This window comes from Mesorhizobium sp. M1088, from assembly GCF_040318575.1.
Classification (GTDB): Bacteria; Pseudomonadota; Alphaproteobacteria; order Rhizobiales; family Rhizobiaceae; genus Mesorhizobium.
Genome location: NZ_JAMYMO010000014.1, coordinates 46341 through 59217, shown reverse-complemented (window position 1 = coordinate 59217; position 12877 = coordinate 46341). Strand labels below are relative to the sequence as shown.

16 protein-coding genes and 4 pseudogenes are annotated in these 12877 nt (G+C 61.2%); 12 read left to right on the top strand and 8 right to left on the bottom strand.

All coding sequences use genetic code 11. The features are described from left to right. Positions 1-127 precede the first annotated feature (127 nt). A complete protein-coding gene (locus NKH49_RS18485) occupies positions 128-1048 on the top strand; it encodes a 2-hydroxyacid dehydrogenase (protein ID WP_352927261.1) in 921 nt (306 codons plus the stop codon). Between the two features lie 14 nt (positions 1049-1062). Beyond that, positions 1063-2094, top strand: a complete 1032-nt coding sequence (locus tag NKH49_RS18480; RefSeq protein WP_352618595.1) for an L-idonate 5-dehydrogenase — start codon at positions 1063-1065, stop codon at positions 2092-2094. Here NKH49_RS18480 and NKH49_RS34930 read toward each other — a convergent pair. From NKH49_RS34930 to NKH49_RS18455, 4 genes and pseudogenes are all read right to left on the bottom strand, one after another. Next, entirely contained in the window at positions 2079-2408 is a 330-nt protein-coding gene (locus NKH49_RS34930) for a hypothetical protein (protein WP_502907909.1), read from the bottom strand. The genes NKH49_RS18480 and NKH49_RS34930 overlap by 16 nt on opposite strands. Before the next feature lie 174 nt (positions 2409-2582). Next, positions 2583-3575, bottom strand: a complete 993-nt coding sequence (locus NKH49_RS18465; RefSeq protein ID WP_352474894.1) for a LacI family DNA-binding transcriptional regulator — start codon at positions 3573-3575, stop codon at positions 2583-2585. A 615-nt stretch (positions 3576-4190) separates the two neighbouring features. Then, positions 4191-4313, bottom strand: a pseudogene (locus NKH49_RS18460) (DNA-binding response regulator); the annotation flags it as partial. Then, positions 4310-4972 (bottom strand): sensor histidine kinase, encoded by a 663-nt coding sequence (locus tag NKH49_RS18455; protein ID WP_352927186.1) that lies wholly within the window; start codon positions 4970-4972, stop codon positions 4310-4312. The pseudogene NKH49_RS18460 and the gene NKH49_RS18455, both read right to left, overlap by 4 nt. A 25-nt stretch (positions 4973-4997) precedes the next feature. Between NKH49_RS18455 and NKH49_RS18450 the strand changes: the two genes are divergently transcribed. The 6 genes and pseudogenes from NKH49_RS18450 to NKH49_RS18425 all read left to right on the top strand — a co-directional run bounded on the left by NKH49_RS18450 (position 4998) and on the right by NKH49_RS18425 (position 7889). Next, entirely contained in the window at positions 4998-5363 is a 366-nt protein-coding gene (locus tag NKH49_RS18450; protein ID WP_352474899.1) for a hypothetical protein, read from the top strand. A 370-nt stretch (positions 5364-5733) separates the two neighbouring features. Beyond that, entirely contained in the window at positions 5734-6036 is a 303-nt protein-coding gene (locus NKH49_RS18445; protein ID WP_352474884.1) for a BrnT family toxin, read from the top strand. Further along, positions 6020-6292: a BrnA antitoxin family protein gene (locus NKH49_RS18440; RefSeq protein WP_352474883.1), complete on the top strand. Its 273-nt coding sequence runs from the start codon at positions 6020-6022 to the stop codon at positions 6290-6292. Before NKH49_RS18445 ends, NKH49_RS18440 begins: the two co-directional genes overlap by 17 nt. A 53-nt stretch (positions 6293-6345) precedes the next feature. Continuing rightward, positions 6346-7041, top strand: a pseudogene (locus NKH49_RS18435) (ATPase domain-containing protein); the annotation flags it as partial. Next, positions 7004-7210: pseudogene (locus NKH49_RS18430) on the top strand (hypothetical protein); the annotation flags it as partial. The pseudogenes NKH49_RS18435 and NKH49_RS18430, both read left to right, overlap by 38 nt. Before the next feature lie 133 nt (positions 7211-7343). Continuing rightward, a complete protein-coding gene (locus NKH49_RS18425; RefSeq protein WP_352927182.1) occupies positions 7344-7889 on the top strand; it encodes a nitrogen regulation protein NR(II) in 546 nt (181 codons plus the stop codon). Positions 7890-8130: 241 nt separating this feature from the next. On the opposite strand, the gene NKH49_RS18420 is transcribed toward NKH49_RS18425, so the two are convergent. Further along, positions 8131-8328 carry a hypothetical protein gene (locus tag NKH49_RS18420; protein ID WP_352922085.1) on the bottom strand — a complete coding sequence of 66 codons (198 nt, stop codon included), beginning with the start codon at positions 8326-8328 and terminating at the stop codon, positions 8131-8133. Between the two features lie 110 nt (positions 8329-8438). Between NKH49_RS18420 and NKH49_RS18415 the strand changes: the two genes are divergently transcribed. After that, positions 8439-8810 (top strand): hypothetical protein, encoded by a 372-nt coding sequence (locus tag NKH49_RS18415; RefSeq protein ID WP_352927179.1) that lies wholly within the window; start codon positions 8439-8441, stop codon positions 8808-8810. Positions 8811-9338: 528 nt separating this feature from the next. Here NKH49_RS18415 and NKH49_RS18410 read toward each other — a convergent pair. From NKH49_RS18410 to NKH49_RS18400, 3 genes are all read right to left on the bottom strand, one after another. Next, positions 9339-9590 (bottom strand): DUF982 domain-containing protein, encoded by a 252-nt coding sequence (locus NKH49_RS18410; RefSeq protein WP_352927177.1) that lies wholly within the window; start codon positions 9588-9590, stop codon positions 9339-9341. A gap of 261 nt (positions 9591-9851) precedes the next feature. Beyond that, on the bottom strand, positions 9852-10184 hold the full coding sequence (locus tag NKH49_RS18405) for a DUF1612 domain-containing protein (protein WP_352927255.1): 333 nt from the start codon (positions 10182-10184) through the stop codon (positions 9852-9854). After that, positions 10174-10323, bottom strand: coding sequence for a DUF1612 domain-containing protein (locus tag NKH49_RS18400; RefSeq protein WP_352502796.1), 150 nt, complete (start codon positions 10321-10323; stop codon positions 10174-10176). The genes NKH49_RS18405 and NKH49_RS18400 overlap by 11 nt, the downstream gene beginning before the upstream one ends. Between NKH49_RS18400 and NKH49_RS18395 the strand changes: the two genes are divergently transcribed. From NKH49_RS18395 to NKH49_RS18385, 3 genes and pseudogenes are all read left to right on the top strand, one after another. After that, positions 10298-11083: a hypothetical protein gene (locus NKH49_RS18395; protein ID WP_352685452.1), complete on the top strand. Its 786-nt coding sequence runs from the start codon at positions 10298-10300 to the stop codon at positions 11081-11083. The genes NKH49_RS18400 and NKH49_RS18395 overlap by 26 nt on opposite strands. After that, entirely contained in the window at positions 11076-11759 is a 684-nt protein-coding gene (locus NKH49_RS18390; RefSeq protein WP_352927174.1) for an RES family NAD+ phosphorylase, read from the top strand. Before NKH49_RS18395 ends, NKH49_RS18390 begins: the two co-directional genes overlap by 8 nt. 152 nt (positions 11760-11911) lie before the next feature. After that, a pseudogene (locus tag NKH49_RS18385) lies at positions 11912-12684 on the top strand (tyrosine-type recombinase/integrase); the annotation flags it as partial. Positions 12685-12877 lie beyond the last annotated feature (193 nt).

Sequence of the window (12877 nt, the reverse complement as noted above, 5' to 3'; positions counted from 1 at the left end):
AATGTTTCCTGAGCGGCCACGATTTGCAGCGCAGCGACGCCAGTCCCTATTGACATGGATGTTATCGATAACATAGTCAACGGAAAAATAAATCCGCACAGGAGATGATGCCGTGACCGACATTTTGATGACAGGTCCCTATCCGGATTGGGACATGGCAGATCTTGAGGCGAAGTATCGCGTCCACAAACTTTGGCAGTCCGAGGACAAGGACGCGCTGCTCTCAAGCCACGCCGGCGCGATCCGCGCCATCGCTACGCGCGGCGAGCTTGGCGCAAGTGCTGCGCTGATGGGAAAGCTGCCGCAGCTCGAAATCGTTTCCTGCTATGGCGTCGGCACCGACGCTATCGACCTTGCCTATGCCAGTGCGAACGGCATTCGTGTCACCAATACACCTGATGTTCTAACCGAGGACGTAGCCGATATCGGGATCGGGCTGCTGCTCGCCGTGGCGCGAAAAATCCCGCAGGCCGACGCCTATGTACGCGATGGAAGCTGGCGCAAGGGCAATATGGGGCTGGTCACGCGTGTCTGTGGAAAAAGGCTGGGCATTGTCGGCATGGGCCGCGTCGGTGCGGCGGTGGCGAAGCGCGCCGCTGCATTCGACTGCACGATTTCCTATTTCGACAACCGCAAGCGCGACGATCTTCCTTATACTTTTGTCGGCGATCTGGTCGAACTGGCGCGCGACAGCGAATTTCTGATCGTAACGCTCGCCGGCGGCGAAAGCACAAAACACATGATTAATGCGTCGATCCTGGCAGCGCTCGGAGCAGACGGTATCGTCATAAACATTTCGCGCGGCAGCACGATCGACGAGACCGCGTTGCTCGCGGCCCTGGAATCCAGTGCCATCAAGGGTGCCGGGCTCGACGTGTTCTGGAACGAGCCAACCATCGACGAGCGCTTCCTGAAGCTTACCAACGTCGTGCTGCAACCGCACCACGCCAGCGGCACGGTGGAAACCCGCAAGGCCATGGGTCAGCTCGTTCGCGATAATCTCGCGGCCCATTTCGGCGGACAGACCTTGCTGACACCGGTCGTCTGAGAAGGGATCACATCATGAAGTCGATCGTCATCCACGCGGCAAAAGACCTGCGGATCGAGGAGACCGATCCGGGCTCCCCTGGCGCCGGACAGGTCGAGATCGCGGTCGAGGCTGGCGGCATCTGCGGCTCGGACCTGCATTATTACAACCATGGCGGCTTCGGCGCGATCCGCCTTCGTGAACCCATGATTCTTGGCCATGAGGTTGCGGGCACGGTGCGGGCCCTCGGCGACGGCATCTCCACACTTGCGGTCGGCGATCGCGTGGCGATCTCGCCCAGCCGAGCCTGCAATGCCTGTCGCTACTGCCTGCAAGGCATGCAGAACCAGTGCCTCGACATGCGCTTCTATGGCAGCGCCATGCCGATGCCGCACATCCAGGGCGCCTTCCGCCAGCGCCTGATCGCCGAGGCGTGGCAGTGCCACAGAATAGCCGACCACATCTCCATCAACGAAGCCGCTTTCGCCGAGCCCTTCGCGGTGACGCTGCATGCCATGAACCGCGCCGGCTCGCTGCTCGGCAAGCGGGTTCTGGTCACCGGCTGCGGGCCGATCGGCGCGCTTTGCATCCTCGCCGCACGAGCCCACGGCGCGCGCGAGATCGTCGCCACCGATGTCATGGAGGGCGTGCTGGCGAAGGCCCTGGAGATCGGTGCCGACCGGACGATCAATGTCGCGACAAACAGCGAAGAGCTCGCCGCCTACAATGTCGACAAGGGTAGTTTCGACGTGATGTTCGAGGCCTCCGGCAATGAACGCGCGGTGCGTGCAGGGCTCGATGTCCTGAAGCCGCGCGGCGTGCTCGTGCAGCTCGGTCTCGGCGGCGATCTGTCGATCCCGCAGAACCTCGTCGTCGCGAAAGAGATCGAGATGCGGGGCACTTTCCGTTTCCACGAGGAGTTTGGGATCGCCGTCGACCTGATCAATCGCCGCCGGGTGGATGTCAAACCGCTACTGACGGGCATCTATCCTCTCGACGAGGCGGTCGCGGCTTTCGACATCGCCGGTGACCGAAACAAATCCATGAAGGTTCAGATCGCGTTCTGAAGATCCTTCGGTTGCGCTGGAGGCGCATCGGCACATCGCATGAAATCACGTCGGCGCCAACCGCCGCCAAGGCGGCGTGTGCCACATCGAAATCCTGCTCGCCAGTTCCCGACCCGACGCCGATGCCGCGCGCAAGGCGTCCGCCGAAGCGGATCGGCAAGCCCCCGGGGCAAATTGGTCACGCCGCCCTGCGATGCGATACCGGCTGAGAGCGCCGCTTCGAACGCCATGCCGCCAGTAGCGGCGTTTATTGACGCTGCGGTGCGCGCCTTCGCCTGCGCCGTACGCATGCTGAGGAACCGCGCGCCATCCATGCGCAGACTGGCGAGGACTTCGCCGCTCGCATCGACGACCACGAGAGATTGCGACGCCCATCGTGACGGCGCGCGCTGCTCCGGCTTTCAAGGCACCGTCATGCGTGAGGGTGATGGTCTCGCGAAACGTCGCTGCTGGGCTGCCCTTCGCTGCGTTTGAATCGATGCAGGAGCTCAGGTGCTTTCGCGCTCGACGACGCGATAGCTTGTGAGGACGATTTCTTCGCCGTGTCGTTTCTCGTCGCCTCGGATCACCTGGATCAATCTGCGGGCGGCCTGTTGCCCGATGCCGTAGCAGTCGACATTCACGGTGGTGATGCCGGGATGGCAAAAGGCGGCTACCTCGTAGTCGCCGAAGCCGGCAATGGCGATGTCCTGCGGGATCCGCATGCCCCGGCGCTTGCATTCCATCAGTGCGCCGAAGGCCGAAAGGTCCGAAACGCAGAGTACGGCTTGCGTGTCCGGCCAGCGCTCCAGCATGCTGACGACGGCCTGGCCTCCCTGCTCGATGGATATCGGCGGCACGCCAAAGGAAACGAGGCGCCCGGTTGGCAGGCCGAGTTCCTCAATGGCTCTGACAAAGCCTTCGCGCCGTTGGCTGCCGCGCGTGTCGCGCGAGGTCGTGCCACCGATGTAACCGAATTTATTGTAGCCTTTTCTGGCCAGCGTCTTGACGAGAAGCCCCATCGCCTCTTCGTTGGAGAATCCGACCACCTGATCGATGGGTTTCGCCGGCAACTCCCAGGTTTCGACTACAGGGATACCCGCGTTTTTAAGAAGCCGGCGGGCGCGCTCCGTATGGGCGCCGCCGGTCAGAATGATGCCTTCGGGCCGCCGACGGAGCATCGCTTCGATCAGCTTTTCCTCCTTCTCGACCGTATAGTCGGTGTAGCCGAGCAGAAGCTGGAGTCCCGTGCTCTCCAGTTCATCCGTTATGCCGCGCGCCGTATCGGCGAAGTTGGAATTGTTGAGTGATGGAACCATCGCGGCAACAAATCCAGTCTTGCGCGAGGACAGGCTGCCGGCCGATTGGTCGAGCACGTAGCCGAGGTCGTTGACCGCGACCATGATCTTTTCCCGCGTGGCCTTGGAAACGAGGCTGCCCTCTTTCAGGGCGCGTGAAACCGTCATGGTGGACACACCTGCCCGCCGCGCCACGTCGACCATCGTCGGGGCGTGGCTCTCGCCCGGTCTCGATGAGGCGGCCTTGGCCATCATGCCGCTCCACCAGCCGGCAGCGATGTGCCCAAGCAAAACGCTGGACACTCGGGCACAAGCTCTCTGCGGCGTCCGGCATCGCTCATGAACCACCCGTTGGAATCAACTTCACGCAAGGCATGTTATCGATACCATATCAAAAGACAACAGCCACATACGTCCCAAGCGTAAACATGGTCATGAGCACCGGTTTGGGCCGCGATCACACTTTGGCTCTACTGCCGACGACGATTGCCGAATGAGGTCCGCCCGACAGGACCGGACACCGTTTCTTCGATGCCTGCCGGGCGTGGGTGCGCCAGCTCTGTCAGCCAGGAGCAGCAGGGCAGGAACGCCCGCCATCGGGATGCCGGCACCACACGATAGACCGCCTTCATGTAGTTGGCGCTCCCGAGCAGATAGATCGCCGGTCCGCCAGTGAGGATCAGGACTTAGGTTAGGCCGTCTCGAGCGGATCATGGGAATGCGCCAGCACCAGATCGTTGCCGACGGCGGCGGCGATGACCCCGCCGACCAGGATCCCGCGGGCATAACGAGGCCTATCTGCCGAATTGTCGGAGGTTAGAACTCTTCCGCCGAGGAGAACGACTTCGCGTTGAAACCGAACGCTCTAAGCAGGTCTGGCAGGGACTCGCGCACGGATTCATCGTCGTCGACGACAGACACGAGTGGTTGCACAACTTTCATCGAATCCCCGCTGGACTCTGCGCATTGCCCATAGCCGATGCGCGCACGGTGCCGACCTCGCGAAGCCCTTCCCCGAAGTACTCCGGGATGGAGAATGAGAACGTAGCACCCGGGCCACGGTTCCGTTCAGCCCACAGGCGTCCGTTATGGCTCTCCATGATGGTGCGGCTGACGGACAACCCGATCCCCATGCCCTCGCTCTTGGTTGTATAGAACGCCTCGAAGAGGCGCGCCGTTCGTTCCGGCCCGAAACCAACGCCGGCGTCCTGTACGGAGAGGTGCACGTGATCGTCTTCGTCCAATTCGGTTCTGATCACCAGCTGCTTCGGGCGGTCATCGACGCCGCTCATCGCATCGGAAGCGTTCCGCAGCAGGTTTATGATTACCTGTTGAAGCTGGACCCGGTCACCGCCGACCGGCGGAAGCCCGTCGGCGAACTCGGTGTGCAGCACCACCCGGTTTCGTTGAAGATCGCCGGACGACAGTGCAATCACCTCTCGCGCAGCCTCGTTCAGATCAATTGGTTCGATCGTTGGGGGCCGTTTGCTGAAAAGCGCGCGCAATCGTGCAATCACGTCCGCCGCACGATTGCCGTCGCGGATGGTGCGGCGCGCGGCTTCTTGCGCGACCTCGATGTTTGGCGGGTCGGCCGCCAGCATGCGAAGGCACGTGCTGGCATTGGTAATGAGGCTGATTGACCTCATGCGCGATCGAGCCCGTTATTGCGCCGAGGCTCATTATCCTCGTGAGGTGGGCGAGTTCCGACCTAAGTTTGTCGTGCGCCTGCGCCAACAGCCGGCTTTGTGTCACGTCCTGAACCGCGCCAACGCATTCCAGTCGACCGGTATCGTGCTTTATCACGCGGCCGAATACTCTGACGTGTTTAATCCTGCCATCAGCCATGAGAAGCCTGATGTCGTATTCGGGATTGTCCCGACCGGAGCGCACCCGACGGGCGGCTGCACGATGCCAACAGCCTTGATCGTCGCCAGCAGCAGGGGGCCTGCGGGCTGGACTTGGAACGGCGCGCCTTGTCGGGATTGTCCTTGAGCGAGCGCGGATCAACGAATTTCAGTTCCATTGGAATGCTCCTGGAGGGTTGCGGACGCGGCCTTTTCACCGGTCCTTTCTCGTCTTCTTTCCGAAGACATCACCCGGCCCGCGGAGCGGGCGGGCCGGTGCAACTGCCTGGTGAGCTTCCCTGCCCGGCAGGCCAAGCGGGGCTTTCAGCCCTGCGCCGGACGACGCGGCCGGGATTGCGAGGCTGGCGGTTGAGCGTCAGCGCCACCGGTCCGACCGATCAGCGAGCGGGTTTTCCTTGCCCCCCATTTTCCTCTCCCCACGCTGTCCAAATCTGCTGGGCGGAGCGCTCACGCCTGACGGAGCTTGAAATCCGTGTATATTATGGCAATATACACTGATGATCGAATGGGAACGGATTGCCGGCTTCGACTGGGATGCGGGCAACGCCCGCAAGAGCATCGACAAGCACGACGTCAGCCAGGCCGAGGCGGAACAGGTGTTCTTCAACGAGCCGTTGCTGACCGTTCCCGACGCAAAGCACAGCGCCATCGAGCAACGAATTCATGCTCTGGGGCGCACCGATGATGGAAGGCTGCTGCACATCACCTTCACGCTTCGGGACAAGGACACCAAGATCCGGGTGATTTCCGCCCGGGATATGAGCCGCAAGGAGCGAGGCTACTATGACCAAGACAGCTAAGCCGGTTCCGACCTTTGCATCGGAGGCCGAGGAGCGCGCCTTCTGGGAGTCCAACGACTCCAGTGAGCATGTCGATTGGAGCAAGGCAGAGCGGGTCCGCCTGCCCAACCTCAAGCCGTCGTCGACCTCGATCTCGTTGCGGCTGCCCAATAGCCTGCTCGAACGGATCAAGGTCGCGGCGAACAAGCGCGACGTGCCCTATCAGTCCCTTATCAAGACCTGGCTGTCCGAGAAGATTGACGCCTCTCGAGGCTAAGGAGGCCGGCCTTAAGCCGCCTCTACCTCTCCCGGGTAACGAGCGGCAATGCCGATCTTGACAGGATGACGAGCGGGGGCTTCTTCCGCGACAGCGTTACGCTGGTCAGCGGCGCGACCGGCACCGGCAAGACGCTGCTGGTGACCAATTTCCTGGCCGGTGGCGTCGCGGCCGGCGAACGCTCCTTACTGGTTGGCTACGAAGAAAGCCGCGGTCAGCTCATTCGCAACGCGCGCAGTTGGGGTGTCGATTTCGAGACGATGGAAGCGGAAGGCGGGCTCAAGGTCGTGTGTCTCTGTCCGGAGGCGCAAAGCCTTCCCGACCATCTGCTGATGATCCGTCAATTGGTCGAGGAATTCAAACCGGATCGGCTTGCCATCGACAGCTTTTCCGCGCTCGAACGCATTGCGCCGGAGACCGGCTTTCGCGAGTTCCTGATCAGCCTCACATCCTTCGTCAAGAAACGGGAAATCGCTGGACTTTGCACCGCGACGGACAAGTCGCTGGTCGGCGGCCATTCGGCGAGCGAACAGCACATCTCGACGCTGACCGACTCCATCATCCTTTTGCGCTACATTCAGAAAGCACAGTTCATCCATCGCGGCCTCATGGTGCTGAAGATGCGCGGCAGCGAACACGACAAGCAGATCAGACGCTTCACGATCGATGGCGGCGGAATGCATTTCGGCCAGCCGATAGAGGGCGCGCCGGATGTCTTCGGCGGTTCCGCGACGAACGATCCGTCATAGTCATACCTGTGAGGAGGCCAGAATGATGACGCGGAGCGCGGCGGAAATTTCCGACCTGACCGATGATCCGCAGCTGACCAGCATCAGCCAGCTCAGTTTCCGTCTCCTGATCGAGAACACGGCCGACGGTGTCCTCGTCGTCGATCTTTCGGGAGCGGTTCTCTACGCGAATCCGGCCGCGGCCCGCATTTTCGGGCATCCGCTCGAAGAGCTTCTTCATGTCCCCTCGGGCGGCCGTCGTCTCGGGAGAAACCGCAGAAATCACCGTGGCCCGTCCGGGCAGCAAGGCGGCCGAGGTCGAGATGCGCGTCGTCGAGGTGACCTGGGATGGCAAACCTGCCCTGCTCGCCAGCCTTCGCGACGTGTCCGCGCGCCGCGCGCAGGAAGAACGCCAGTTGCAGTCGCAAAAACTCGAAGCCATCGGTCGCATCGCAGCCGGCATCGTTCATGACTTCAACAATCTGATCGCCGTCTTCGAATCCGGCCTCCGGCAGTTGACAAAGCAGCTTGCGGAGAATCCCGCCGATCCGAAAATCGGTACGCTGATCGAGGAGATGCTGAAGCGCACGCGAAATGGCGGCGCGCTGACGCAGCAGTTGCTCGCCTTCTCCCGGCGTCAGTCCCTGGAGCCCGAAAAGGTCGATCTCAACCAACATATTGGATCGCTCACCGCTCTGCTGGAGCGGACCCTCGGCCGCGACATCAGGATCGAGCGTCATCTCGATCCAGCGCTCGGTCCGGTTCTCATCGACGCCAATCAGCTCGACGTCGCCATTCTCAACCTGGCGGTCAACGCCAGGCAACTCGCCCGCAACGAAAGGGTTCCATCAGGACGTCGGAATATTTAGTATGATTTCTGAGCGGGAGATCGCATAACTGGCTCGCGCGAAGACCGCCCGTGTCACCTTCGTTTGCCGCAGCATTATCCTCGCTCTTTGAACTGAAGATTTGTGTCGGTTTGGCGTCCGCGTGGCACATCGTGAACGTTGGAATGCTTCTGTCCAATGTTTGCTCACGCTGTGATGCCGATAGGGCAGGCTCTTGCGGCAGCGTGCCGCAAGGCCGCGACGAATGAAACGCCGGCCCAGTTCAACCCGCGCGACGTCGTTCAAAGCTGGGGGGATCGATCTCCATCAAGCGGTCTGCGGCCTCGACCGCAGTTCGTATCCTGCTGCACAGCGCGAGATTTTCGGCCAGCATCTCTTCAGTACGTTGAAGCGCGAGCTCGGTCCGGTGGATGCGCTGCCTGGCATTGGCAACTTCCGACGTCAAAATATCGGCCGCCATCCCGTGGCCGTGGGGTTCCATAGTGTCCATGGGTTTCTAATACATGGGGGGCGATATCGTTCCCTGATGTCGGGCGAAACAGCGGGCCGCAGAAAAGCGCGATGGGCCGAATGACCAATGCACTCCCTGTCAAAACAGCGCCAGAAACAGGCGAACGGCTTCGGCCGCTCTACCTGCCATGGGCAGAGGCGATCACGGTCCAGAGGGTCATTGATCTGTTCAGGCACGACTACAACGCAAGCGACGACACACTCAGGCGGCTGGTGATCAAGCACCGTCTTCACAATCAGACAATGCCCGGTGCTCCGTCGAGAATAAGCGCTCCCGGTTTGGCTATGGCGCTCGCCGGCGATGATGGCGCACTTGCGCGGTTGAGGCGGGACGATCGCGAGCACCCGCACAACTCGGTATTTCAAGCGGCTCGGCATCCCGCGACCCTGACCTGTATCAAAAGTTATGGTCGGGGCGACTGTCTAAAGTAGACATTAAGTAGATGTCGCGGCCCGACAGGGCCCCATACATGCCCATACGTGCGGAATTCCTCGACGAGGCCGCGCATGCGATTCTCTTGCCTCGAAACAGGGGCCGGAGATTAACGGGAATGAGGTTTATCGGTAGTCACGCCTGGGCCGTAATCGATTGCCTGTCGGATCGAGGCCGAGCAGCTTCAATTCCTCCAGATCGAACACTGAACTACTTGACCCGTTGCCTTCTCGCGAACTCTTTCGAAAACACGCGATGAAGACCGAGTGCGCGCGATCCAGCTTCGCCCCCCGCAACGAAATCGGGAGGGCCGACATGCGTTTGCCAGACAAAGTTTGGTGGGGCAGGTTTCCACGTAACTTTGATCCGTAGGCCGCTTTGCCCGGAGCGGTGCTATGTCCACGTAGAGTGCAGATCCGCGGCTCCAGCCTTCTCGCGCAAGCATTCGGCGTCTCCGCATGATCGACGCAGGATGTTTGCTGCAAGAGTGTGCATGATGGACAGTGGTGGGGCACGCATTGACGATGTCAGGCGTTCAGGATTTTCGCTTCCTTGGCGGCGCTGAGAAATGCCACGCGCGCTACATCCGGTGAGCTGCCGCCGCCGAGAACCATCATGCATGCCATACGAGCCTGGATGCGGCGCGCGGTTTCTCCAATGGGCCAGCGGTAAAGCACCATTTCGGCGGCTTCGCGGGTGCTCGAAACACTGACTTTGTCCGAGGACAGCAAAACGGTCACGGGCTCTTCGAACGTGCCGACATCTCGTTCGCAGGTCATATGCTGGTCTCCTTTCGCAAACCTCCCCAAGACTTTACGGGTGAACCATCCGTTCCGTTGCGTCACGTTTGTCCCGGTAGGCGAACATTGTGAGGATGGGCTTCGTCCACCCCCTCATGCCTCCTCTCATAACCGAGGGGTCAGTTCTTCATTTCGTCAGGGGGTCAGTTTCTCAATTCGGGCGACAGGCGTGTCGGAGCGGCTCTTGTGCTTGAGGCCGGCTCGCGAGGAGCTATGGTCGGAATTGGGTGACGCGGCCGATCAGGCGGCGCGTGATCCGGTGTCGCGGACTATGCGACACCATTGGTGAATTTGACGCCGGCGATGTCTGAGCAGCTCAAGAGTAAGGCGACAGTATCGAGGTATCTGCACGGCGGGAGGCACGCGACGCTCGATGCGGATTTGCTGGAATGGATTATGCGGATGCAGCTTCGAGTTGCCGCGCCGGCTCCTGGTGCGGCGCAGCATCTGTTCCCGCGCCAACGCCGGCCGGTCATGTTCCTTTAGGCCGAGCGCGGTGGCTTCAGTAAAGGCGTCGACAAATGCCAGCAGGCGTGTGGTCCGGTCACGGTGACGCCGGCGCTCACGGCCGATAACGTGCAGGCCGCTGTTGAGCGCCAGCAGGTGGGGCCGCGGTCTTGCGGCGCTGCCGCAGCATGCGAGCGACTAGAAGGGTGCCGAGCCAGGGTTGATGCTGGAGTGGACTGATGTCTTCCCAGGCGTCCGAGAGCATCGCAGCAACACCACTTGATGAGATCGGTTATCGTGCTATATATGTAATCATCCTCACCAACCCAGCTGAGTGGAATATTATGGCACATACCAATGACACCATTGAGCTATCGGGATTTGGCGCGCTCACCGGAACTCCGAAGGAGGTTGGTGACCAACTTGATCGGCTGACTGCGGAGCAAGTCATAGCACTAACGTTCGAGCATGGGAGTGAACCCGCAGTTCGCGCCCTTGCGGACACGGTCGTCAGCATCGCGCCTCTGGTCCGTACCATCCTGATGAGTCGCCAACGTGAAGCCATTAACTTAATAATCGAGGCCCTGGTCCCTCAGGTGCCGCCCCCGCAATACATGCTTGTCGAGGCACGGATGACGGCCGAGGCGAGAAAGGCAGTGCTGGAGAGCGGCGATTGGCTGACCGCTCCCCAAATCGCCAAAATGGCTGGGTTCAGCACAAGCAACCCGAGTGCGCAGCCACACAAGTGGAAGAAAGAAGGCCAGATCTTTGCAGTTCGGCATCGGGGCGTAGACTATTTCCCTGGGTACGCTCTGGATTCCGCCGCTGGATATCGGCCTATCAAAGCGCTCGCTAAGGTTCTGGGCGTCTTACACGAGAAAAAGGACGACTGGGGGCTCGCCTATTGGTTTGCATCGGTCAATAGCTTCCTTGGGGGCAAGCGTCCGCAAGATGTGCTCCCTGCGCAACCCGAGCGCGTTCTTGCAGCCGCCGAGGATGAGTTGGTAGGCGCACTCCATGGCTAAATCAAAGATTGGACGGGGACCTGGGACTCCCGTTCCCGTTCCATCGCACGATTTGCAGGATATCATCACCCGAACGATATGGCCGGCGGACCAAGTTATCCATCGTATCCATTTGAATCTCTATGCCGGCGTCGAGTTCAATCCAGGCCTGAAAGGCAATGCCCGATTCAGCCCGATCAAGAATGCAAGTGGGCCCAATATCCCAACTCTGTACGGCGGCACGACCTTTGACTGCGCGGCGATGGAAACCGTCTTCCACGATGTGCCATTCGCGCCGGGCCTGAAGACCTACGACAAGGTGAAACTGGCGGATCAAGTCTATTCGCAGGTGGGGCCGCAGGGCGAATTGGTCTTGGCTGATCTGAGCGTCACAGCCCTGAGGAAACTCGGCATCAAGCGCAGCCAGATCATCGACACCGAGAAGGACCGCTACCCAGCAACACGCCCCTGGGCTGAAGCCATTCACGTACAATGCCCAGATATCCAGGGACTTTGCTGGATTTCTCGGCAGGACGACCGGGCTCTCGCCGTGATGCTGTTTGGCGATCGAATTCCGGCAAGGACGTTGGTGCAGTCCGGCGTGTCGCTCGATTTGACCGGGAATTCTGACGTCTATTCCGAATTGCTCGAACTCGCCGATCGTATCGGCGTAAAGATCGTAGGCATCAGCTTCTGATGGCGGGACAGGAGATCATGGCAATTCTGGGGGCAGCAACGAGGTAGTCGCTGACCTCCCCAGCCGCGCCTTCCGGCAACCGTCTGATCAGAGTGTGCCGTTGCGGTCATGGCCGCGCCGAAGGCGGAGGGCCGGTTGCGGGTAAAAGCCGTCCGTATGCGCCGTGCACCGTGCGCTGGCGGCTGTCGAGCTGTTCGACGTGATTCAATGGCGCGGTTTGCGCGGAAATTTTGCAGCCCCGGGGCCTGCAGAGCGCGATCAAACTGGCGGTGCGCGCCAGGCCCGTCCGCGGCCGCAAGAGCAGGAAGGCTGTGACCGCCGATATTCTGGCCGCCCTCTTGAAACATGCGCCGGTGACCGTCTCGTCGACGTCGGGGATAGCGCGATTCTCATCACGGCCTTCGCCTGCAGCGGCCGGCGTCGCAGCGAAATTTCTGCTCTTCGCGTCGAACAGCTGGTCGACGAAGACCCGGTTCCGGCCGATCCCAACGCTCCCGGCGGCGATAAATTGCCGTGCCTGTCGATACGGCTCGGCCGCACAGAGACGACGCAAGCCGACAGCGACGCTTTCGTGCTGCTCGTCGGCCGGCCTGTGCTGGTCTTGAAGGACTGGCTGGAACGCGCCAGGATCAGCGACCGCGTCGTGTTTGGCGGCATCGACCACTGGGGCAATCTCGAAGCGCGCGTCCTGACGCCGCAGGCCGTCAATCTGATCCTGAAGCGGCGCACCGCCGAGGCCGGGCGCTCGATCCGGAAGCCTTCTCCGCCCACAGCTTGCGCTCCGGCTATCTCACCGAAATCGCACGCCGCGGTATTCCGCTGCCCGAAGCCATGCAGCAGTCGCAGCATCGCTCCGCGCAGCAGGCCTCAAACTATTACAATGACGCGGAACGCACGCTCGCGGGCGGCGCGGATAATCGCCTGAGTCGCAATTCGATCCGACCCTTGCGGCGTTAGCTCCAGACAATTGGTTCCGAGGCAGCCGGCCTTCCGGATCGATCACCTTGACCTGGTGCGGGAGCCCCTCGCCCCAGCTCCATAGCACGAGGTTCTGATCGGATGTGCCGGCACCTGGGGCGAAGCTGGGCACGAGAATGCCGAACTTGCCTTCAGCAACC

Excerpts from the sequence above, each read along its gene's own strand:
- NKH49_RS18485 (WP_352927261.1), top strand. The coding sequence starts at position 128 with ATGACAGGTCCCTATCCGGATTGGGACATGGCAGATCTTGAGGCGAAG.
- NKH49_RS18480 (WP_352618595.1), top strand. The coding sequence starts at position 1,063 with ATGAAGTCGATCGTCATCCACGCGGCAAAAGACCTGCGGATCGAGGAG.
- NKH49_RS34930 (WP_502907909.1), bottom strand. The coding sequence starts at position 2,408 with ATGGATGGCGCGCGGTTCCTCAGCATGCGTACGGCGCAGGCGAAGGCG.
- NKH49_RS18465 (WP_352474894.1), bottom strand. The coding sequence starts at position 3,575 with ATGGTCGACGTGGCGCGGCGGGCAGGTGTGTCCACCATGACGGTTTCA.
- NKH49_RS18455 (WP_352927186.1), bottom strand. The coding sequence starts at position 4,972 with ATGCTGGCGGCCGACCCGCCAAACATCGAGGTCGCGCAAGAAGCCGCG.
- NKH49_RS18450 (WP_352474899.1), top strand. The coding sequence starts at position 4,998 with ATGAGGCTGATTGACCTCATGCGCGATCGAGCCCGTTATTGCGCCGAG.
- NKH49_RS18445 (WP_352474884.1), top strand. The coding sequence starts at position 5,734 with ATGATCGAATGGGAACGGATTGCCGGCTTCGACTGGGATGCGGGCAAC.
- NKH49_RS18440 (WP_352474883.1), top strand. The coding sequence starts at position 6,020 with ATGACCAAGACAGCTAAGCCGGTTCCGACCTTTGCATCGGAGGCCGAG.
- NKH49_RS18425 (WP_352927182.1), top strand. The coding sequence starts at position 7,344 with ATGCGCGTCGTCGAGGTGACCTGGGATGGCAAACCTGCCCTGCTCGCC.
- NKH49_RS18420 (WP_352922085.1), bottom strand. The coding sequence starts at position 8,328 with ATGGCGGCCGATATTTTGACGTCGGAAGTTGCCAATGCCAGGCAGCGC.
- NKH49_RS18415 (WP_352927179.1), top strand. The coding sequence starts at position 8,439 with ATGACCAATGCACTCCCTGTCAAAACAGCGCCAGAAACAGGCGAACGG.
- NKH49_RS18410 (WP_352927177.1), bottom strand. The coding sequence starts at position 9,590 with ATGACCTGCGAACGAGATGTCGGCACGTTCGAAGAGCCCGTGACCGTT.
- NKH49_RS18395 (WP_352685452.1), top strand. The coding sequence starts at position 10,298 with ATGTCTTCCCAGGCGTCCGAGAGCATCGCAGCAACACCACTTGATGAG.
- NKH49_RS18400 (WP_352502796.1), bottom strand. The coding sequence starts at position 10,323 with ATGCTCTCGGACGCCTGGGAAGACATCAGTCCACTCCAGCATCAACCC.
- NKH49_RS18390 (WP_352927174.1), top strand. The coding sequence starts at position 11,076 with ATGGCTAAATCAAAGATTGGACGGGGACCTGGGACTCCCGTTCCCGTT.